This window comes from Thalassospira sp. UBA1131 (assembly GCF_002311515.1).
In the GTDB taxonomy this organism is placed as follows: Bacteria; Pseudomonadota; Alphaproteobacteria; order Rhodospirillales; family Thalassospiraceae; genus Thalassospira.
Genome location: NZ_DCAO01000087.1, coordinates 16,600 through 37,911, shown reverse-complemented (window position 1 = coordinate 37,911; position 21,312 = coordinate 16,600). Strand labels below are relative to the sequence as shown.

Genomic DNA, 21,312 nt, shown 5'->3' with positions numbered 1-21,312 from the left:
GCCTATGTCACCGAAGACCGTAAGGAAATGGGTCTGATCCTTGAAGAAAGCATCACGACCAACATTACACTGGCCAATTTGCCCGGCGTTTCGGAAAACGGTGTTCTCAATGACGGGGCGGAGCGATCCGTTGCCGAGGAATACCGGGAAAAAATCAACATTCGAACCCCCAATGTCGCACAGAAGGTGATGAACCTTTCGGGCGGCAACCAGCAGAAAGTCGTTTTGTCAAAATGGCTGTTTGCGGCACCCGAAGTGCTCATTCTTGATGAGCCGACGCGCGGCATTGATGTCGGGGCGAAATACGAGATTTATACGATTATCAACCAACTGGCAGCCGACGGTAAGGGGGTCATCATGATCTCGTCGGAAATGCCGGAGCTTCTGGGCATGTGCGATCGCATCTACGTCATGAACGAAGGTGAGATCAAAGGACAGCTTGCGGCAAAAGACGCAAGCCAGGAAGCAATCATGCGCATGATCCTGAAAGGCTGAGGAACAGACAATGACGGATACTGAAACCAAATCAATCGGCTACTATCTGCGCACCCACATTCGTGAATACGGCATGGTTGTTGCGCTGGTTGCCATTCTGGCCTTCTTCCAGGTCCTGACCGACGGCATCATGCTCAAGCCGGTCAACCTGACCAACCTGTTCCTGCAAAACAGCTATATTATCATCATGGCTGTTGGCATGTTGCTGGTGATTGTTGGCGGCAATATTGACCTTTCGGTCGGCTCTGTCGTTGGCTTCATCGGTGCGCTGGCGGCAGTGATGATCGTCAATTGGGACTTGCCAACCGTTCTGGTCGTTCCGGTCTGCCTGATTGCCGGGGCCATCATTGGTGCGGCCCAAGGGTACTGGGTGGCCTATTGGCGCATTCCGTCCTTTATTGTGACGCTGGCGGGGATGCTGGTGTTCAAGGGCTTGACGCTGGCACTTCTGGGCGGGGCATCGGTTGGTCCGTTCCCCGACAGCTTCCAGGCGATGTCCTCGGGCTTTATCCCGGACTTCTTTGGTGGCCTGATCGAAGGACGCTTTAACGTCTTTTCGATGACGCTGGGTGTGGTTCTGGCGGCATTGCTGCCGATCCTTGGCCTGCGTTCGCGCGCCAAGCAGGAGAAGTTTGCTGCCGTTGAAGAACCGATGACTGTATTTGTGATCAAACATGCGGTTGCGGGGATTGCGATCCTGTTTGTGACCTATCTGCTGTCGACCTATCGCGGCTTGCCGAACATTCTGGTGATCATGGCGGTTCTGATTGCGATCTTTACCTTCATCACCAACTCAACCACCCTTGGTCGTCGTATCTATGCGCTCGGCGGGAATGAAAAAGCCGCCAAGCTTTCGGGCATCAATACCAAACGCCTGACCTTCTTCACATTCGCCAATATGGGCATGTTGGCCGCCCTTGCCGGGCTGGTCTTTGCCGCCCGTCTGAATACGGCAACGCCAAAGGCCGGTCTTGCGTTTGAGCTTGACGTTATTGCCGCTGTCTTTATTGGTGGCGCGTCGATGTCAGGCGGTGTTGGCAAGGTCATTGGCGCCGTTGTTGGCGCATTGATCATGGGTGTCATGAATAACGGGATGTCGATTATCGGTGTCGGTATTGACTGGCAGCAGGTGATCAAGGGCCTCGTGCTTTTGGCGGCTGTGATCCTCGACGTCTACAACAAAAACAAGGCGTAACAACACGATGGCGCGGAACGATACGCATCGGGGTCACACCAACCGGTTTCACCATAAGTGGTTTATGGCGCTGGTTGCTGATGCGTGTCGTTCAAAGTCCTGTGTGCGGCCATCCCAACCGCACACCACCGGATCCGTCACGATAATAAGTCAAAAAGGAAAACGGGCATGACGAAGTTCAAACCGGCACCCTGGCCGCGTACCCTCCGCTCGCAAGAGGGATGGTTCGGCGGAACCAGCAAGGACAATATCTATCACCGCAGCTGGATGAAGAACCAGGGCTTGCCATCGGATCTGTTTGACGGACGTCCGGTGATTGGCATTTGTAACACCTGGTCGGAACTGACCCCGTGTAATGCCCATCTGCGCGATCTGGCCGAACGCGTCAAACACGGTATTTACGAGGCCGGTGGTCTCCCGCTTGAATTCCCGGTGTTTTCAACCGGTGAAAGCACGCTGCGCCCGACCGCGATGATGTTCCGTAACCTGGCATCGATGGATGTCGAGGAAATGTTGCGCGGAACGCCGCTTGATGGCGTTGTCCTGATGGTCGGCTGCGATAAAACAACCCCGTCGCTTCTGATGGGGGCTGCCAGTGTTGATATCCCGGCAATCGTCGTTACCGGTGGTCCGATGCTCAATGGCAAATGGCGCGGTGAGGATATCGGGTCAGGCACATCGCTTTGGCAGCTTTCCGAGGACCGCAAGGCCGGCAAGATCAGCACCGAAGATTTCCTGGAAGCTGAAATTGCCATGTCACGGTCGCCGGGCTCTTGCAACACCATGGGTACCGCATCGACCATGGCCAGCATGGCCGAGGCGCTTGGCATGGCGCTTTCGGGCAATGCGGCCATCCCGGCCGTCGACAGCCGCCGTCGCGTTATGGCGCACATTACCGGTCGCCGTATCGTTCAGATGGTCAAGGATGACCTGAAACCGTCTGACGTTATGACCAAGGAAGCGTTCGAGAACGCCATCCGGGTCAACGGCGCAATCGGTGGTTCGACCAACGCGGTTATTCACCTGCTTGCCATTGCCGGACGTGTCGGCATCGATCTGTCGCTTGATGACTGGGATCGGTTGGGCCGTGATATCCCGACGATTGTCAATTTGCAGCCGTCTGGTGACTACCTGATGGAGGAATTCTTCTATTCCGGTGGTTTGCCTGTGGTGATCAAGGCACTGGCCGAGGCTGGCAAGCTTCACAATGATGCCCTGACGGTATCGGGTGAAACCATGTGGGAACAGGTCAAGGATGTCCGCAACTGGAACGAGGACGTCATTCGTCCGTTCGAAAAGGCCCTGACCGCCAGTGGCGGCATCGCCGTTGTCAAAGGCAACCTGGCACCAAATGGTGCGGTCCTGAAACCGTCGGCCGCAACCCCGGAACTTCTGACCCATCGTGGTCGGGCTGTGGTGTTTGAAGACATTGATGATTACAAGGCCAAGATCTATGACGAGGACCTTGATATCGACGAAACCTGCATCATGGTTCTGAAAAACTGCGGCCCGAAAGGCTATCCGGGCATGGCAGAAGTCGGCAATATGGGCCTGCCGCCCAAGGTGCTCCGCAAGGGTATCACCGACATGGTCCGCATTTCAGATGCCCGCATGAGCGGCACGGCCTATGGCACGGTGGTGCTTCATACCTCGCCCGAGGCCGCGGCAGGCGGGCCGCTAGCAGTCGTTAAGAATGGCGACATGATCGAGCTTGATGTCCCCAACCGTCGCCTGCATCTCGATATCAGCGATGAAGAGCTGGCCCAGCGCCTGAAAGACTGGAAAAACAGCGTTCCGGTCCCGGAAAGCGGCTATGCCTCGCTCTACTACAAATCGGTCATTGGTGCTGATCGCGGGGCCGACTTCGACTTCCTCGTCGGTCATCGCGGCAAGGCAATTCCGAAGGACAGTCACTGATTGATCCTGCCGGGATTTGATTTCCGATCACATGTCGCTGGGGGGTGACATGTGATACACGCCAGACCGGCCAGCATTGCGTTGCTGGCCGGTTTTGGTTTGTCAGGCTCGATCAATAATGCCGTTAATCGCTGATACAAGGTCGGCATAGCCGGTCACAACCACATCCGCGCCAAGCGATTTGGCGCGCGTCTCATCGACCTCCATCGCAACGGCAATTGCATGAATGTTGGCCGCGCGGGCGGCATTCACATCATTGGCGTGATCGCCGACCATGATGGCGGTGTCCGCATTCCGATCAAAACCAAGCCGCCCCAGCACAAATTCAAGAAAGCGACCATCGGGTTTTTTGACCTCAAAGCTGTCTCCGCCAGCGATGATGCTGAAAAGATCGGCAACGCCAAGCTTGGTCAGGATTGCCTTGCACGGCGCTTCGGGTTTGTTCGATGCCAGCGCAATGGTCCAGCCATCTGACTTCAGTTGGCGCAGGACCGTTTCGGCATTTTCAAACAGACGGGTATAGGCATAGTCGGTTTCGACATAGCGCGCGTTGAAATCGATATTAAGCTCGTCCAGCATCGCATCCGTGGGCTCGGATCCGCGTGCGGCAAAGGCGCGTTTGGTCAGCATCCAGGTACCATCCCCCAGCATCGCCTCGATATCATGACGAACAAGCGGCGCATGACCATGGGCGGCCAGCAAATCATTCATCGCAAACAGGATGTCATCGACCCCGTCAATCAGGGTGCCATCAAGGTCGAACAGAATGAATTTGGCCATCGGGTGGGGCTCCTTGGGGGGCATTAAGGTCGTGGTGACGAGCTTGGCATCCTTTATAGGAACTTAACCGATATCGTGCCATTAACAATCGGTAACATCTGCTAACAGCCGGTAACAAAACGTGATTCTTTATGGGCTTTTGCTGCCCGGGAATATGTTCTAAGACTTGCTGCGAACGGGAATATTTGCATCACACTTCATTGTGATGGTGCCTGCAAAGGGGATGCTGCGGAATGGCGCAGCCAACAGGGTTATAAATGTCGCTTGAACTAAGTGTTGTTGTTTTGGCCGCCGGGATGGGCACGCGCATGAAAAGCGCAATGCCCAAAGTCATGCACAAGGTCGCGGGCAAGCCGATGGTGGGTCATGTAATTGACACCGCAGCCCACCTGAAGGCCGCAAAGACCATGGTCGTTGTCGGCCCGGATATGCCGGATCTGATCAAGATCGTTGCCCCGCATCCGACCTTTGAACAAACAGATCGCCTTGGCACTGCCCACGCCGTTCTTGCTGCTAAGGACGGCTTGAAGGGCCTTACGGGCAATGTTCTGGTGCTCTATGCCGACAGCCCGCTTTTCACCGCCGAAACACTGGCGCGCCTTGTCGCCGCGCGCGAAGAAAATGATCATGCGGTGGCGGTTCTGGGCTTCCGGCCCGAAGACCCGACCGGTTATGGCCGTTTGGTCACAGATCAGAATGGCAACCTGACCGCGATTGTCGAGGACAAGGAATGCAACGACGCACAGCGTCAGATCAACTTCTGCAATTCCGGCGTGATGTGTTTTAAGGCCGAGGACATGATTACAACCCTTGAGGCGATTGATAACGCCAATGCCAAGGGTGAATATTACCTGACCGATGCGGTCGAAGTGGCGCAAAAGAACGGCCAGAGCTGTGTCGCGGTCGAAGTCGATGAGGCAGAAACACTTGGTGTCAATTCCCGTACCCAGTTGGCCGTCGCCGAAGCCATCCTGCAAGGTCGCCTGCGCGAAGCCGCGATGGCAGAGGGGGCTACGTTGGTTGATCCGGCGTCTGTGTTTTTCAGTGCTGATACCAGGCTTGGCCGTGATGTCATTGTTGAGCCGAATGTTGTTTTCGGACCCGGGGTGACAGTAGGCGACAATGTCGTGATCAAGGCGTTCAGCCATCTTGAAAGCTGTGTCGTTGGCAATGGTGCAGATATCGGCCCGTATGCCCGTTTGCGGCCGGGGGCAAAAATCGGTGCCGGGGCGCGGGTTGGCAACTTTGTCGAGATCAAGAAGGCCGTGCTTGAGGCCGGGGCCAAGGTCAATCACCTGAGCTATATCGGTGACGCCCGTGTCGGTGCCAAGGCCAATATCGGGGCCGGGACCATCACGTGCAATTATGACGGTTTCCGCAAACAGCATACCGACATCGGGGCAGGCGCCTTTATCGGTTCGAACTCATCGCTTGTCGCACCTGTCGAAATTGGCGATGGCGCGATTGTTGGCGCGGGCAGCACGATCACCGGCAAGGTCGAAGCGGATGCATTGACCCTGACCCGGGCCGAGCGGATCGAGAAAAAGGGCTGGGCGGCCAAGTTTCGCGAAAAAATGCGCGAACTGACCGGCAAGAAATAGTCCAAAACTAAGATTTTGAAATTGCCACTCGCCATCCGGGTGGCCAGACGACACGCGATATAAAGCAGGAAGAAAACCAATATGTGCGGCATTATCGGGATTATCGGCAAAGACAGCGTCAGCGAACGTATTCTGGAGGGGCTCAAGCGCCTTGAATATCGCGGCTATGACAGTGCCGGCATTGCAACGCTGGTCAATGGCGATATTGAGCGCCGCCGCGCAGAGGGCAAACTGATCAATCTGGCCAAGCGTCTGGATGAAAGCCCGCTTGCCGGTGACGTTGGTATCGGTCACACCCGTTGGGCGACCCATGGTGTGCCGACGGAAAACAATGCCCATCCGCATACCGATGGCAAGGTTGCCGTGGTTCATAACGGCATCATCGAAAACTTCCAGGAAATCAAGGCGGAGCTTTCTGCCAAGGGACGTGTGTTTGCCACCGATACCGACACCGAGGTGGTCGTCCATCTGGTATCTGACTTCCTTGATCAGGGCAAATCCCCGCGTGACGCGGTTGCCGCTACCTTGCATCGCATCGAAGGGGCCTTTGCGCTGGTGATCATGATTGCCGGTCAGCATGACGTGATCTTTGGTGCACGCCGTGGCACGCCGCTTGCCGTTGGTCTGGGCGAGGGTGAGATGTATCTGGGTTCCGATGCGATGGCTTTGTCGCACCTGACCAACAAGCTGATCTATCTTGAAGAAGGCGACTGGGTCGAAATGACCCGCGATAGCGTTCAGGTCCGCGATGAAAATGACGAGGATGTCACCCGCGAAACCAAGCTTTCGGCCGTTTCCGGTGCCATGATGGGCAAGGGCAACTACAATCACTTCATGCAGAAGGAAATCTTTGAACAGCCTGCGGTGATTGGCGATACCCTGCATGCCTTCATCAATCCGGCGACCCAGACGATCAAGCTGCCGGACATGCCGTTTTCCTTTGCCGATGCAACGCGTTTGACGATTGTCGCCTGCGGCACGTCGTTCTATGCCGGTCTGGTGGCAAAGCACTGGATCGAGCGCTATGCCGGTCTGGGCGTGGATGTCGACGTCGCATCCGAGTTCCGCTATCGCTGTCCGCCGCTGCCGAAAGGCGGCGTTGCCCTGTTCATTTCGCAGTCGGGCGAGACGCTTGATACCCTGGCAGCCCTTCGTTACGCAAAGTCCAAGGGACAGAAAATCGTTTCCATCGTCAACGTACCTGAAAGCACGATTGCGCGCGAAAGTGACGTGGTGCTTCTGACCTATGCCGGACCTGAAATCGGGGTGGCCTCGACCAAGGCCTTTACGACCCAGCTCACAGTTCTCGCCTGTCTTGCGGTGACCATCGGTCGTGAAAACGGAACTCTCGCCAAGGACGAAGAGGCTGCCATCGTCAGTGCGCTGACCGAAGTGCCGAAACATGCTGCCGAAATCCTGCATCATGACGAAGCGCTCAAACAGCTTGCCCTTGAGGTCGCCGATGCGCGTGACGTGCTCTATCTCGGTCGCGGTCTGGGTTATCCGATTGCGATGGAAGGGGCGCTCAAACTCAAGGAAATTTCCTATATCCACGCCGAAGGCTATGCCGCCGGTGAAATGAAGCATGGCCCGATTGCCCTGATTGATCAGTCGGTTCCGATCATTGTCATAGCCCCGTCCGATGAGCTGTTTGAAAAAACCGCTTCAAACATGCAAGAAGCAGCGGCACGTGGTGGCCGGGTGATCTTTATCTCTGACGCGCCAGGGCTTGCCAAACTGGGCGATATGGCCTCGGCGACGATCGAGCTTCCCAAGGTCGCCGACTTCGTCGCGCCGATCCTCTACACCATCCCGGTACAGATGCTGGCCTATCATGTTGCGGTTCACAAAGGCACTGATGTCGATCAGCCACGCAACCTTGCGAAGTCAGTTACGGTCGAATAGTGCCGATCAATTTGTTCGCGGAAAGGTGAATTCGGGTTTGGGCGCGGTCGGGTTACCATGTCGCCTTTCGAGACTATAATTGCCCCATCGCATGATGAAGGCTGTTCATCAGATGGAAGGTTTTGCATGACCATACCGCGCTTTTTGTTTGCCGCACTTGCTGTTTCCTTGGGCGCTTTGTCGGGATGTGCCGGTTTGACGCCTGATACGGTTAACCTTGAGGCGATGTCGTGCGAAGATCGACTATCCTATGTCGATGCGGTGGTGGACGATAACGCGGTACAAAGTGCGTCGGCATCCCCGGTTGTGGGGTATCCTTTCCTGCGGGCCAACCGAAATTCTGTCTTGATGGCGCGGCAGCTTGATGCGGATGGGGATGGCAAAGTTGACCGCGCTGATCAATGGGACGCGCTGATTTTGCAAATGCGTGGCCTTGACCGGGCGGCGCGGCAAAGTGAAATCGCCAATCTTCCGGCATCATCGGGCATTTCGTATGAGACGGTGGAAAACTGTGCCAACGCCATGCTTGCATCCCTGACACCCGATCAGTATCAGACACTTTTACCCGCTGTCTTCGTGCCCGATGATTACCTTGATTTTCAACGTATCGCCGGTCTTTATCCCTTAACCGCCTTTCCGGCCTATTTCGGCTATGAGGGTTGGAAGCAGGAGAATTTCGCAAGCTTTGCAGCCAGCGATAATAACCTGATCCATTCTGGGGCATGGCGTGAATATACGGTGGCGTCATCTGAGCCAGGCCGTTTCGATGTTGTGGATATTGACCAGGATGCCTTTGGTCAATGGCGGCCAAGCGAAGATGAACTTGAAAATCTGGCGCAGGCCTATGCCCCGGTATTTCGTGTGCGGGCGGGGAGTGACAGTGACAAGGTCGGGCGACCAACCCTGCTGGCGCGGGGTGCCCTGGCGACGATCGATACCAATATTCCGACGGTTTATTACCGACTAAGCCATACCTATTTTGCCGGACATTGGCGGCCACAAATCGTTTATGAAATCTGGTTCCCAGAACGCTCGCCGAGCAGCCCATTTGATATCCTGGCTGGGCATCTGGACGCGCTGATCTGGCGTGTAACACTGGATGACGATGGTTCGCCGTTGATTGCCGATACGATCCATGGCTGCGGCTGTTACCACATGTTTTTCCCAAGCGACGGTTTGCAGCGCATTAGCGCCCCAGAGGATCACGACATTCGCGAAACAGCGGAAATGCCCGCCGGTTACCTTGCGTCATCCATATTGAACGGCCCCGTGCTTTGGATTGACAAGACCAGCCATTATCTGCTGGACGTCACTGGTGCGGCGATGGGTCAATCGGATGCGGATATTGCCAGACAAACCGCAGTGCTGCGCCCCGCGCAAGAACTTGGCCATCTACTGCTGCTAAGCGGGCAGGGGACTGCAAGCCTTTTTGATGAAGACGGATTTGTACCTGGTACGGAGAGGTTGGAACGCTTTATCCTGTGGCCGATGGGTGTGGATAAACCCGGTGCGATGCGCCAGTGGGGACACCACGCCACGGCATTTGTCGGAAGACGGCATTTTGACGAAGCCAAACTGATGGATCGCTATTTCATCAAACGCTGAGATAAGTGGGCAACCTGCGTGCAATTTTGATTTGAAATCTTGGCCGGTTTCGGCAAAGGGGCTTCAGGAGAACGTCTTCTTTGCAATAAGTTAAGCAAGGTTCGACAGTGTCGTTTACGCGCTGTAATGTCTAATCGACGATGTCGTTTCCAAGCCATAAATGTGAATGAGAGCAAAATGAAAGTTATCGTGACGGGCGGTGCAGGTTTTATCGGGTCTGCTGTTTGTCGGCTGATGACCGGGTTGAAGGGCTATGAAGTCCTTAATATCGATAAACTGACCTATGCGGGTGATCTCAGGACGTTGGCGTCGATTTCCGCACGCGATAACTACCATTTTGCCCATCAGGATATCTGCAACCGGGACGCCATCGTTAAACTGTTTAATGAATTCCAGCCGGACGCGTTGATGCATCTGGCGGCGGAAAGTCACGTTGATCGCTCGATCGACGGACCGGCTGATTTTATTCAGACCAATGTGGTTGGTACGTTTACCTTGCTTGACGTTGCACGTGCGTATTTCGATAAGCTGCCGGCGGATAAACGTTCACAATTTCGATTCCACCATATCTCGACCGATGAGGTTTATGGATCGCTTGGCAGCGAAGGGTTGTTCACCGAAGAGACGGCTTATGCCCCGACCTCTCCTTATTCTGCCACAAAGGCGAGTTCGGATCATCTGGTGCAGGCTTGGCACCATACTTATGGCTTGCCCATCGTCATCAGCAATTGTTCCAACAATTACGGTCCTTATCAGTTCCCGGAAAAACTCATTCCGCTGATGTCGCTCAACCTGCTGCATGGCAAGAAGCTTCCTGTTTACGGCGAGGGTTTGAATACGCGCGACTGGCTGCATGTTGAAGATCATGCCGAGGCCTTGGTCAAGATCCTGACAGAAGGCCGCATTGGCGAGAAATACAATGTTGGTGGTTGTAACGAGCTGACGAACATCGAAGTCGTCAAACGCATATTTGATACGGTGCAAGAGATCGTGCCCGACATCTCGTTCGAAAGTTTTGACGAAGCGGTTACGTACGTGAAAGACCGTCCCGGCCACGATTGGCGCTATGCCATCGATCCAACCAAAATGCAGAATGAGTTGGGTTGGAAGCCGAAATACGATTTCGAAACCGGCCTGCGGCAAACCATTGAGTGGTATGTGAATAATCGCGAATGGTGGGAGCCGATTTTAAAAAATAAATATGCAGGCGAACGTCTGGGAAGTGCCAAGGGGCAAGCCGATGCCTAAAATACTGGTGTTTGGCAAAAATGGTCAGCTTGCCAGGTGTCTGGCTGCTTCCGCGCATGAATTTCCCGACGCGCAACTGACCTTTGTTGGTCGGGAAGAATGTGACCTTGAGGATGCTTCCCAAATCGAGCCCGTTATCGACCGCGTGCAACCGGATATTGTTGTCAACGCAGCGGCATACACCGCCGTGGATTTGGCCGAGCAGCACGAAGATATTGCGTTCAAGGCTAACGGCGATGCAGTTCGTGCAATGGCGCAAGCCCTCGCCAAACGCGCCATCCCGCTGATCCATGTCTCAACGGATTATGTTTTCGACGGGAAGGGAACGAGGCCTTATCGCGAGGAAGATGAGGTCTCGCCCCTGGGTGTCTACGGTAACAGCAAGCTTGCGGGTGAGGTTGCTGTCCGGGCGGCGCATCAACAGCACCTTATATTGCGCACGTCCTGGGTCTATAGCCAGTTTGGCAAAAACTTCGTTAAAACGATGCTTAATCTTATGGCGCAAAGGGATGAGGTTCGAATTGTCGATGATCAGACCGGATGCCCGACAAGCGCCCATGATTTGGCACATGCGATTCTGGAGCTTTGTGGTGTGGCGACCTCTGCCGAGTTTGATGAATTCGGCACCTATCACCTGACATCAGATCAAGAAATGACCTGGTTTGAATTTGGCAAAAGCATTCACAAGATCGCTTTGCAGGAATGGGGTGAGGATTGGAAAGGTAAGGACTGTGCGGTTTTGCCAATCAAGTCCTCGGAATTTCCAACCGCTGCAAAAAGGCCGGAATACTCTGTGCTGTCTTGCAGGCTTATCAATGATACGTTTGGTATCAAGTTGCCAAATGTTGAGGACAGCCTGACGGCTGTTATTAGAGGGCTTGGGAAGGAAAATGCTGATGCGTAAAGGGATCATACTGGCAGGCGGGACAGGATCACGGTTGCACCCTTCGACACTGGTTGTTTCCAAGCAGTTGCAGCCTGTCTATGACAAGCCGATGATCTATTATCCGCTGACCACCCTGATGCTGGCGGGGATCACGGACATCCTGATTATCAGCACGCCACGCGATGTGCCGCTGTTCAAAGACCTGCTTGGTGATGGATCGAAATGGGGCATTAGCCTTCAATATGCGGTTCAGCCTGAACCGCGCGGCCTTGCCGATGCATTTATTGTCGGTGCGGATTTTGTCGGGAACGACCCGTGCTGTTTGATTTTGGGTGACAACATCTATTTTGGTCACAATCTGACCGAGTTGTTGGGCAATGCAATGGCCCAATCCGACGGGGCGACGGTGTTTGCCTATTACGTTCAGGATCCCGAGAGGTATGGCGTGGTCGAGTTTGATCGCGATGGCGTGGCCCTGGATATCGAGGAAAAACCGGCCAATCCCAAATCGAACTTCGCCGTGACAGGTTTGTATTTCTACGATTCAGATGTTGTCGACATCGCCAAATCGATCAAGCCGTCCAAACGCGGTGAGCTTGAAATTACCGACGTTAACAAAGCATACCTTAAACGTGGCACGCTCAAGGTCGAAAAGATGGGCAGGGGCTATGCCTGGCTGGATACGGGAACGCACGCCGCGATGCTTGATGCCGCCAATTTTGTCCGTACCGTCGAGAGCCGCCAAAGCCTCAAGATTGCCTGTCCCGAAGAAATCGCGCTGAGAAAAGGCATGATCTCTGTTGAGCAGTTTGAAAAGCTTGCGAGTGAGTTTGGCGAGAGTTCTTACAAGGCATATCTCCAGACGGTTCTGCGAACCTACGATATCCTGTGAGCGGAACTAGAAGACCGGGTTCTCTCGATAGCTTGCAAAACTCATGGCTTTCTCGTCTTTTGCCGACAGCGTGACCTGGTTTTCGTCAAACGGCCAGTCGATGCCAAGGTCCGGATCATTCCACATGATCGCGCGTTCGCTTTCCGGAGCATAAGGTGCGGAAACCTTGTAGTTCACTTCCGTGTTCGGCTCCAGGGTTACAAACCCGTGGGCAAACCCTGCCGGGATAAAGATTTGGTTCCAGTCTTCTGCACTGATTTCAGTCGATACCCATTTCCCGAACGTCTTTGACTTGGCGCGAATGTCGAGTGCGACATCCAGAATGCGGCCTCTGATGACCCGAACCAGCTTGTCTTGGGCAAAGGGCGGACATTGAAAATGCAATCCTCGCAGTACGCCGACATTGCTCGATAAAGAGTGATTGTCCTGCACGAACTGCGGATCGATGCCAGCTTTGGCAAAGGCTTCCAGATTATAGGTTTCAGAGAAAAAACCCCGCTCATCGCCAAATTTCTTCGGGAAGATCAGCTTAAGATCGGGAATTTCCAGCTCTTCAAATTGCATCCGCGCTGCCTTGTGCAGGGTAAATTAATTCGTCCAGACTATGGATAGCAGATGCTTGGCCTTCGTGCATATGCGCATTTTTATAAAATTCTGGGCGTGCCAATTGAATGGGCGGTCGGCTTTATCAAGGTTGCGGCACCCATCGTTGCGACTATTGATTCTGGGCCTTGCGAAATGGATCCGTTTGCGCGGCGAGGGCGGAGAACTTTTTCATGAAGGGGGCAAATTCCGCGCCGAGATAATGATAAAGCGGCAAGACCGAAATCGTCTCCTCGATTACCGGTGCTGGTGTGTTGCCCAGAATGCCCTGGGTCAGCATGTCGTCGATATTGCTATCTGCTGACAGAAAACGCGTGACGCGGCCTTCGGCATAGGCTTGGTGCTTTTCGGTATTATACATCATTGGCATGTGCGCAATGCCGGTTTTGACTGTATCCGCATGGACGTACTTTTCCTGCCATATCACGCCGAGCGTAAAGGCAATCGGCGTTGACGGATCTTGATCGTTCGGATTGCGCCAAAGCCGGTTTGCGATCTCAAGCAGGGCAGTGGATGATCTTACAAACGCGCGGGAATAGTTCTTTTCGGCTGGGATTGCGCGATATAACTCGCCATCTACGAGGCCTTGGTTGAAATGTAACAGCCCCCGACGACCCGGCAGCTTGACGGCCTGAAGCGGGCAGCCGAGATCCGCATAGAGTTTCTGCAGGATGACAATCGACTTCTGCGACATCGGGTCATTTTCGACATAAGCGATCTTTTTCGGGCATTCGACATCAGCCTCATCGGCCCAAGCATCGGTGCTGATTGTTTGCGAAGAAAACAAACCGACAAGGGCCACCAACAGAAAAACGGGCGCCATCAGTTCCTGTCGTTTGGCTGAAGGCCCGGACGGCAGGGCCGATGAATTTTTACTGCATGACATTTTTTGCAATCCGGGTGTTTGCGCGGTCATTGGATGTTATTTGCGTTATTTGGCTGGAGCTTAGACGTGAAGTCGGCTTTTTCATAGGTGTGTGAACCATGCATCTTCGTCGCCTGAACCGGATCTGCCAAGCAGCCCTTTGACAAAAGCAAGTGTGATAGCCCGATATATATTCTTCTGCGGCGCGGTGTCGGGGCTTGTTTCCGCGGCATGAAAATGTTTTGATCAGCCCGCTTTAAAACGGGGGCGGATTTTTGCTGCGCTCCGTATGCGGAAATCGCCAAAAATCGTGACATTTCTGCGTCTTTTTACATCTCCCTATTGACTTTGAACTGGTACTCCAATAAATGCTGTTAGCACTCGCCGGGGGTGAGTGCTAATACGGGCTCATCCCGGTTAGTCTTAGTTATTAAAGAGCCTTAGCTTAAACACGGAGTTGTCTAAAATGAAGTTCCGTCCGCTGCATGATCGAGTACTGGTACGTCGTGTCGAATCCGACACCAAAACTGCCGGTGGCATCATTATTCCGGATACCGCCAAAGAAAAACCGCAGGAAGGCGAAGTCATCGCTGTTGGTTCTGGCGTTCGCAAAGAAGATGGCTCGGTCGTAGCCCTCGACGTCAAAGCAGGTGACAAAGTCCTGTTTGGCAAATGGTCGGGCACCGAAGTCAAGGTCGACGGCGAAGAGCTGTTGATCATGAAAGAATCCGACATCATGGGCATCATGGACTAAGTCAGCCCGTTTGGGTGATTTGTCCACGTTCATCCGTCTCATAGAGAGGAAAGAATATTATGGCTGCTAAAGAAGTAAAATTCTCCACTGACGCACGCGCCAAAATGCTGCGCGGTGTCGACATCCTGGCAGATGCTGTCAAGGTGACCCTCGGCCCGAAAGGTCGTAACGTTGTTATCGAAAAGTCCTTTGGCGCACCGCGCGTGACCAAGGACGGTGTTTCGGTCGCCAAAGAAATCGAACTTACCGACAAGTTCGAAAACATGGGCGCACAGATGGTTCGCGAAGTCGCGTCGAAAACCGCCGATCTGGCTGGTGACGGGACCACGACCGCAACCGTTCTGGCACAGGCCATCGTTCGTGAAGGCAACAAGTCTGTTGCTGCCGGCATGAACCCGATGGACCTGAAGCGCGGTATCGACCTTGCGACTACCAAAGTGATCGAATCCATCCAGAGCCGTGCACGTAAAGTTGCCGGTCGCGACGAGATCGCACAGGTTGGTAACATTTCTGCTAACGGTGACCGTGAAGTCGGTGACATGATCGCAGAAGCCATGGAAAAAGTTGGCAACGAAGGCGTTATCACCGTTGAGGAAGCCAAAGGCCTGCACACCGAACTCGACGTTGTCGAAGGCATGCAGTTTGACCGTGGTTACCTGTCTCCGTACTTCGTAACCAACCCGGAGAAAATGGTCGCAGAAATGGATGCTCCGTACATCCTGCTGTTCGACAAGAAAATCTCCTCGCTTCAGCCGATCCTTCCGCTGCTTGAGTCGGTCGTTCAGTCCGGCAAGCCGCTTCTGATCATTGCTGAAGACATCGAAGGCGAAGCACTGGCAACCCTGGTTGTCAACAAGCTGCGCGGTGGTCTGAAAATCGCTGCTGTTAAAGCACCGGGCTTCGGCGACCGTCGTAAAGCCATGCTCGAAGACATCGCCATCCTTACCGGTGGTCAGGTTGTCTCCGAAGACCTCGGCATCAAGCTGGAAAGCGTTACCCTCGATATGCTTGGTACCGCGAAATCGGTTACCATCACCAAAGAAGAAACCACCATCATTGATGGTGCTGGTGAGAAAGCACAGATCGAAGCACGCGTTGGCCAGATCCGCGCCCAGATCGAAGAAACTACCTCTGACTACGATCGTGAAAAACTGCAGGAACGTCTCGCGAAACTCGCAGGCGGCGTTGCAGTGATCAAAATCGGTGGCGCTTCGGAAATCGAAGTGAAAGAACGCAAAGACCGCGTTGACGATGCCCTGCACGCGACCCGCGCTGCTGTTGAAGAAGGCATTGTTGCTGGTGGTGGTACGGCTCTGCTGTACTCTGTCAAAGCCCTCGAAGGCCTTGAAGGTGAAAACCACGACCAGACCATCGGTGTTGACATCGTTCGCCGTGCCCTGCAGGCACCGGTTCGCCAGATCGCACAGAACGCTGGCGTAGACGGCGCTGTTGTTGCTGGCAAACTGCTTGAGCAGGACGACGTAGAGTTCGGTTACGACGCTCAGAAGGGCGAATACACCAACCTCGTCAAAGCTGGCATCATCGACCCGGCCAAAGTTGTTCGTACTGCTTTGCAGGACGCAGCATCGGTCGCTGGTCTGCTGATCACCACCGAATGCATGATCGCCGAGAAAGCCGAAGACAAATCGGCTGGCGGTGCGCCTGACATGGGCGGCATGGGTGGTATGGGCGGCATGGGTGGTATGGGCTTCTAAGCCTCACCCAACCGACCTTTTCACTACAGGAAGGGCTCCGCAATTGCGGAGCCCTTTTTGTTTGTCGCGTCTTGAAGTTGGTTGATGGTTTTGGGCGATGCCAGCACCTGTATCAAGCATCATCAGTGATGATACCTGTATTCCTGAGTTTTCCCGCCAAATCCATAGGATGCTGCACGCACATCTTCAATGTGGACGTAGCTTTCTTCATGCAGGTCACCAAGGATGCGGGAGAATCCTTCGAAAGCTTCTTGGATATACTGGGCTTTCTCATCCTTGGTGTTTGTTTCGTCTGTAATCTTGATGTCGAAATAGAAGCTGTTGCTGCCAAGATCACTTAGAAGCTGACCGCCGACCAACCATGCGTCGGGTTCAACAAAATCAATTGTAATTGCGGTGACTTCGCGCTTCTTTTTGAGAATTCGGGACGTGATATCGGTCAGGTGGGCGGCTATCTTTGCGACCAGTTCCGGGGATTTTTTTGCACTTACTTTTACATTCAAGATGGGCATTTTTATTCTCCATTTAGTTAGCTATGCAAATTTTTAGGCAAAAAAACTAACTGATAGATGTGCTGATGCTGCGAAGCGTCGAGACAACCGAATTGAACTGCTGCTCGCCGATGATTTTCTTTATTTTCCTTGTTACTTTCGCGCTGCTTTCATCGAGCTGTTCATGGATTGATCTGGCGGCAGTCGTGGGAACCAATTCAAAACTGCGCGCATCGGCATCGGCCTGAACGCGTTTGACCATATTGAGTTTGCAGAGCCCTTCGACAGTACGAGAACAGGTTGCCTTGGTAATATTCAGCTCTGCCGCCAGGTTGGTATAGGCAATTGGTGCCTTGGCCAGAATGACACGAAGCATGAATGCCTGCGACGGAGTTAACCCGTAAGGCTTGAATGCCAAGGTCCATTCCCGTTCAAGCTGTCGCGCGAGTGATGTGGTGTTGAAATAGAGACATTGATCAAACATGAGAATAGTATCGCTAATATTGATTAGCTATGCAACTAATTTTACCGGTGGATTGATTTTGAGATGACGTGGGTTTCGTGAGACGAGATTTGCGTTTGTCGATCAATAATGAAAAGAGCCCGCACACTGGCGGGCACTTTGTGATGCGTTCGGATCGCCTCAGCCAAACAGCTTTTTAAGCGTTCTGGGCTGACAGCGCAGATATTGCGGGGCGGCCTTGACCTCGGCGCCCAGCGTTGCGGCGGCATGCCACGGCCAGCGCGGGTCATACAGAATGCCGCGCGCAAGGGCGATGGCATCGGCCTGACCGGTAAAGGTGATGGCTTCTGCCTGTTCGGCCTCGGTGATCAGGCCGACCGCAATTGTGGTCATGCCGGTCTCGGCCTTAATGCGGGCGGCAAACGGCACCTGATAATTGGGACCGAGCGGGATTTGCTGATCGATATGAAGGCCGCCTGACGAAACGTCGATAAAATCGCATCCACGGTCCTTGAGGAGTTTGGCCAGCGCGACGCTTTGATCAATATCCCAGCCGCCTTCGACCCAGTCGGTTGCCGAAATACGGATGCCCAGCGGATAGTCCGTGCCAACGGCCTTGCGGATGGCGTCATAGATTTCGATCACGATGCGGGTGCGGTTTTCAAACGAACCGCCATATTCATCGTCACGCTTGTTGGCATGCGGCGACAGGAATTGATGGAGCAAATAACCATGCGCGCCATGAATTTCAATCGCGTCAAAGCCCAACCGGACGGACCGTTCAGCCGCCTCGACGAAGGCCTGAATGACGTCTGCAATGCGCGATTTTGTCATTGCCTCGGGGATTGGATCGCCGTCACGGAACGGCACGGCGGAGGGGGCAGAGACCTGCCAGCCATTTTCATGGTCCGGGGAAAGGGCATGGCCCCCCAGCCACGGTTTTTCACAAGATGCCTTGCGCCCGGCATGGGCCAGCTGAACCGCAATCGGCATGTCGGAATGGCTACGGACAGCTTTGAGCGTTTTACCAAGTGCTGCCTCGGTTTCGTCATCCCACAGGCCGACATCGCCATAGGTAATTCGACCTTCGGGTTCGACGGCGGTGGCTTCGATAATCAGAAGACCGGCACCTGATTGCGCCAGATTGCCCAGATGCATGTCATGCCAATGGGTGACCTTGCCGTTATCGGCGGAATACTGGCACATCGGTGCAATGATAATGCGGTTATCAAGGGATAGCTTGCCCAGTGAAAGCGGGGTGAAAAGAGTGCTCATATGCGTTCCTTTAACTCGGACGGTGGCGCGCGGGCGCCAATCAATGGGATCAAGCTAATCCGGCGGCGGGGTGGGCGCCAGTGTCATGTTGGATTTTTCCAGGGAATGGAATGCCAGAAGGGACTTGTCCAAGCAGCCGATCAGAAAAAATCAAAAATTCGCAAAAAAATGCATCGACCCACTTGCAGAAATTTTCACCCGATCTATCTCAAGATTGGAAAGGGGCATGGTGCCCCGATGCGCGTCAAGGTTGCAGCCTGGTCTGGACTGATGGCGCAAGAATACTCGTCTGTAATGGAGGGTACTACAATGACTGGTCTTCAGACTCTTAATGGATCCCGTCGTCCGTCTTCTGCACCGACTTACGGTGATCCTTTCACTCTTATTTCCCGTGACGTTGACCGCATGATCGGTTCGATCTTTGGTCACCGTGCAGCCCCGTCGGCACAGGTATCTTCCGAAGAAGGCGAAGCGGCCCAACCGTTGCTGAGCCCGCGGATCGACATCTATGACGGCGAAGATCACTTTGAACTTTCCGCCGAACTCCCGGGTGTTGAACAGGATGACGTCAATGTCGAAGTGCTTGACGGTGTTCTGACCATCACCGGCGAGAAGAAATTCAGCCGTGAAAGCAAGGATGGTGCCCATGTTGTCGAGCGCAGCTATGGCAGCTTCAAGCGGTCCTTCCGCCTGAATGACACCATTGATGCCGACAATATTACCGCATCCTTCAAGAACGGTGTTCTGTTGCTTACTCTTCCAAAGGTAGCAGAACAGAAGCCCGAGCCGCGCAAGATTGCGGTGACCGGCTAAGGACTGTCTCTCCTCCCTGAGAAGCTTCCCCTGATAAGACTGACGGGCGGTTTAACCGCCCGTCTTTTTTTGTTCGCAGATTGGTGAGGTTTAGGTTGTTTAACGCCCGGCGTAACCGCTGCAATGATCAAGCGGCATGTCAAAGAGGCCTGTTTCATCAAAGCGTTCGAGTGCATCCGTCCACGGTGTCAGGTCGATATTCTGTGCCTTGAGCCAGTCGGGATTGTAATAGGTATCGCTATAACGATCCCCACCGTCACACAGCAAGGTCACGACCGACCCGGTTTGTCCGGCCTTCTTCATTTCCGAGATCAGCGACAGGGTCGCGATCAGGTTGGTACCCGTCGATCCGCCGCAGCGCCGCCCAAGATGCTTTTTCAGGTAATAAAGGGCGGCAAAGCTGGCCGCGTCGGGGATGCGATACATGCGATCGACCACGGTCGGGTTGAAGCTGGGTTCGACGCGCGGGCGACCGATGCCTTCGACGCGCGATCCCTTGCTGTTGGTGACCGAACAGTCGCCGGTTTCATATCCATTATAGAAAACCGAGTTTTCCGGGTCGGCCACGCAAAGCTCGCAGCCCTGACCAAGGCTTCGGCCATAACGGATATAGCGCCCGATGGTCGATGACGTGCCGCCCGTTCCGGCGCCAACAATGATCCAGCGTGGAATGGGGTGGGGTTCGCGTTTGAGCTGATCAAAGATGCTTTCGGCGATGTTGTTGTTGCCGCGCCAGTCGGTCGCGCGTTCTGCATAGGTGAACTGGTCCATGTAATGGCCGCCCAGTTCGCGTGCCAGACGTTGCGATTCTTCATAAATCTGGCCGCTGTGATCAACCAGATGGCTTTCGCCGCCATAAAAGGCGATCTGATCAATTTTCTGCTGCGATGTTGATTTCGGCATCACTGCAATAAAGCGCAGGCCAAGAAGGCGGGCGAAATAGGCCTCTGACACCGCGGTCGAGCCACTTGATGCCTCGATGATCGGGGTGTCCTTGTTGATCCAGCCATTGCACAGACCATAGAGAAACAGAGATCGCGCCAGACGATGTTTGAGGCTGCCGGACGGATGGGTCGACTCATCTTTAAGGTAAAGGCCAATGTCACCAAGCTTTGGCAGATCAAGGCGGATCAGATGGGTATCGGCAGACCGGTTGAAATCGGCTTCAATCGTGCTGATGGCATCGGCCACCCATTGGCGGTCATAAGGCATGAAACATCCTGACGTCTGGTTGGATCACTTTTGGGCCAAGTTTGGCCCGGAATCGTCATCTGTTTAGGGCAATATAATACAAAAAACACCAGTAAAATTGTGCCGATACATTTTGAGAACCGATCAGCAATCGTCGATTTTATCAGATTGGCCTTGCTAACACTTTTTTCAAAGCTCACCTTTAAGATACAAGCTTCACGATTCTTTCGATTTGACGGGATGGCGCGAAATCATGGCTGACGACGATAAGGACCCGTTTAGCGTACGTATGGGGGCCTCCGACATTGGGGCGGCCTATGATGTGCCTGTGCGTGTGTCAACGGTGATTGGCAAAAGCCAGATCCAGGTCGCGCAATTGATGCGCCTGACCCGTGGTGCCGTGCTTGAACTGGACCGCCGCGTGGGGGAGCCGGTTGATATCTACGTCAATAACCGTCTGGTCGCCCGCGGGGAACTGGTTGTCGTCGACGAAAATCTGGGTGTGACGATTACCGAGGTTGTCAAAAGCGGCATGGTGATCGAAACCCACCACTAATTCCGAACGCACCGCAATCAACGCATCCCACCGGCTCATGGCTGACGGTGGGATTTTTTTGT

General features: G+C 54.1%; 20 protein-coding genes. 13 read left to right on the top strand and 7 right to left on the bottom strand.

What is annotated here, in order from left to right; all coding sequences use genetic code 11:
* The 3 genes from B3Z49_RS13220 to araD form a co-directional block, all read left to right on the top strand.
* Positions 1-495: ATP-binding cassette domain-containing protein (locus tag B3Z49_RS13220; RefSeq protein WP_296991641.1), on the top strand; the 495-nt coding region annotated here is incomplete at its 5' end.
* Between the two features lie 10 nt (positions 496-505).
* Entirely contained in the window at positions 506-1,690 is a 1,185-nt protein-coding gene (mmsB, locus tag B3Z49_RS13215) for a multiple monosaccharide ABC transporter permease (protein WP_296991638.1), read from the top strand.
* Positions 1,691-1,858: 168 nt separating this feature from the next.
* Positions 1,859-3,607 carry an L-arabinonate dehydratase gene (araD, locus tag B3Z49_RS13210; protein ID WP_008890509.1) on the top strand — a complete coding sequence of 583 codons (1,749 nt, stop codon included), beginning with the start codon at positions 1,859-1,861 and terminating at the stop codon, positions 3,605-3,607.
* 102 nt (positions 3,608-3,709) lie between these two features.
* Here the strand turns inward: araD and B3Z49_RS13205 are convergent, their stop codons facing one another.
* Positions 3,710-4,387 carry an HAD family hydrolase gene (locus B3Z49_RS13205; protein WP_296991633.1) on the bottom strand — a complete coding sequence of 226 codons (678 nt, stop codon included), beginning with the start codon at positions 4,385-4,387 and terminating at the stop codon, positions 3,710-3,712.
* 257 nt (positions 4,388-4,644) lie between these two features.
* Here B3Z49_RS13205 and glmU point away from each other — a divergent pair, with 257 nt between their 5' ends.
* The 6 genes from glmU to rfbA all read left to right on the top strand — a co-directional run bounded on the left by glmU (position 4,645) and on the right by rfbA (position 12,524).
* A complete protein-coding gene (glmU, locus tag B3Z49_RS13200) occupies positions 4,645-5,988 on the top strand; it encodes a bifunctional UDP-N-acetylglucosamine diphosphorylase/glucosamine-1-phosphate N-acetyltransferase GlmU (protein ID WP_296991630.1) in 1,344 nt (447 codons plus the stop codon).
* Positions 5,989-6,069: 81 nt separating this feature from the next.
* Positions 6,070-7,893 carry a glutamine--fructose-6-phosphate transaminase (isomerizing) gene (gene glmS, locus B3Z49_RS13195; RefSeq protein ID WP_064790607.1) on the top strand — a complete coding sequence of 608 codons (1,824 nt, stop codon included), beginning with the start codon at positions 6,070-6,072 and terminating at the stop codon, positions 7,891-7,893.
* Between the two features lie 126 nt (positions 7,894-8,019).
* Entirely contained in the window at positions 8,020-9,498 is a 1,479-nt protein-coding gene (locus tag B3Z49_RS13190; RefSeq protein ID WP_296991628.1) for a hypothetical protein, read from the top strand.
* A gap of 177 nt (positions 9,499-9,675) precedes the next feature.
* Positions 9,676-10,746 (top strand): dTDP-glucose 4,6-dehydratase, encoded by a 1,071-nt coding sequence (gene rfbB / locus B3Z49_RS13185; RefSeq protein ID WP_296991649.1) that lies wholly within the window; start codon positions 9,676-9,678, stop codon positions 10,744-10,746.
* Complete coding sequence (gene rfbD / locus B3Z49_RS13180) at positions 10,739-11,650, top strand: dTDP-4-dehydrorhamnose reductase (RefSeq protein WP_296991625.1); 912 nt, start codon at positions 10,739-10,741, stop codon at positions 11,648-11,650. The genes rfbB and rfbD overlap by 8 nt, the downstream gene beginning before the upstream one ends.
* Entirely contained in the window at positions 11,643-12,524 is an 882-nt protein-coding gene (gene rfbA, locus B3Z49_RS13175; RefSeq protein WP_349676388.1) for a glucose-1-phosphate thymidylyltransferase RfbA, read from the top strand. Before rfbD ends, rfbA begins: the two co-directional genes overlap by 8 nt.
* Before the next feature lie 6 nt (positions 12,525-12,530).
* Here the strand turns inward: rfbA and rfbC are convergent, their stop codons facing one another.
* Both rfbC and B3Z49_RS13165 read right to left on the bottom strand, forming a co-directional pair.
* On the bottom strand, positions 12,531-13,088 hold the full coding sequence (gene rfbC, locus B3Z49_RS13170; RefSeq protein WP_296991621.1) for a dTDP-4-dehydrorhamnose 3,5-epimerase: 558 nt from the start codon (positions 13,086-13,088) through the stop codon (positions 12,531-12,533).
* A 151-nt stretch (positions 13,089-13,239) separates the two neighbouring features.
* Positions 13,240-13,950: a hypothetical protein gene (locus tag B3Z49_RS13165; protein ID WP_296991618.1), complete on the bottom strand. Its 711-nt coding sequence runs from the start codon at positions 13,948-13,950 to the stop codon at positions 13,240-13,242.
* 508 nt (positions 13,951-14,458) lie between these two features.
* Between B3Z49_RS13165 and groES the strand changes: the two genes are divergently transcribed.
* The gene (gene groES / locus B3Z49_RS13160; RefSeq protein WP_008890518.1) at positions 14,459-14,746 is read left to right on the top strand and encodes a co-chaperone GroES; all 288 of its coding nucleotides are present in this window, start codon (positions 14,459-14,461) and stop codon (positions 14,744-14,746) included.
* A gap of 59 nt (positions 14,747-14,805) precedes the next feature.
* Complete coding sequence (gene groL / locus B3Z49_RS13155) at positions 14,806-16,461, top strand: chaperonin GroEL (protein WP_063088383.1); 1,656 nt, start codon at positions 14,806-14,808, stop codon at positions 16,459-16,461.
* A gap of 122 nt (positions 16,462-16,583) precedes the next feature.
* Here the strand turns inward: groL and B3Z49_RS13150 are convergent, their stop codons facing one another.
* From B3Z49_RS13150 to B3Z49_RS13140, 3 genes are all read right to left on the bottom strand, one after another.
* Complete coding sequence (locus B3Z49_RS13150; protein ID WP_296991613.1) at positions 16,584-16,973, bottom strand: tautomerase family protein; 390 nt, start codon at positions 16,971-16,973, stop codon at positions 16,584-16,586.
* Between the two features lie 46 nt (positions 16,974-17,019).
* Positions 17,020-17,436 (bottom strand): MarR family winged helix-turn-helix transcriptional regulator, encoded by a 417-nt coding sequence (locus B3Z49_RS13145; RefSeq protein WP_296991611.1) that lies wholly within the window; start codon positions 17,434-17,436, stop codon positions 17,020-17,022.
* Between the two features lie 159 nt (positions 17,437-17,595).
* The gene (locus tag B3Z49_RS13140) at positions 17,596-18,690 is read right to left on the bottom strand and encodes an NADH:flavin oxidoreductase/NADH oxidase (protein WP_296991608.1); all 1,095 of its coding nucleotides are present in this window, start codon (positions 18,688-18,690) and stop codon (positions 17,596-17,598) included.
* Between the two features lie 309 nt (positions 18,691-18,999).
* Between B3Z49_RS13140 and B3Z49_RS13135 the strand changes: the two genes are divergently transcribed.
* A complete protein-coding gene (locus B3Z49_RS13135) occupies positions 19,000-19,503 on the top strand; it encodes an Hsp20/alpha crystallin family protein (RefSeq protein WP_296991606.1) in 504 nt (167 codons plus the stop codon).
* A gap of 99 nt (positions 19,504-19,602) precedes the next feature.
* Here B3Z49_RS13135 and B3Z49_RS13130 read toward each other — a convergent pair whose 3' ends face one another.
* Positions 19,603-20,715 (bottom strand): PLP-dependent cysteine synthase family protein, encoded by a 1,113-nt coding sequence (locus B3Z49_RS13130; protein ID WP_296991604.1) that lies wholly within the window; start codon positions 20,713-20,715, stop codon positions 19,603-19,605.
* Between the two features lie 232 nt (positions 20,716-20,947).
* Between B3Z49_RS13130 and fliN the strand changes: the two genes are divergently transcribed.
* Positions 20,948-21,250 (top strand): flagellar motor switch protein FliN, encoded by a 303-nt coding sequence (fliN, locus tag B3Z49_RS13125; protein ID WP_040823589.1) that lies wholly within the window; start codon positions 20,948-20,950, stop codon positions 21,248-21,250.
* Positions 21,251-21,312 lie beyond the last annotated feature (62 nt).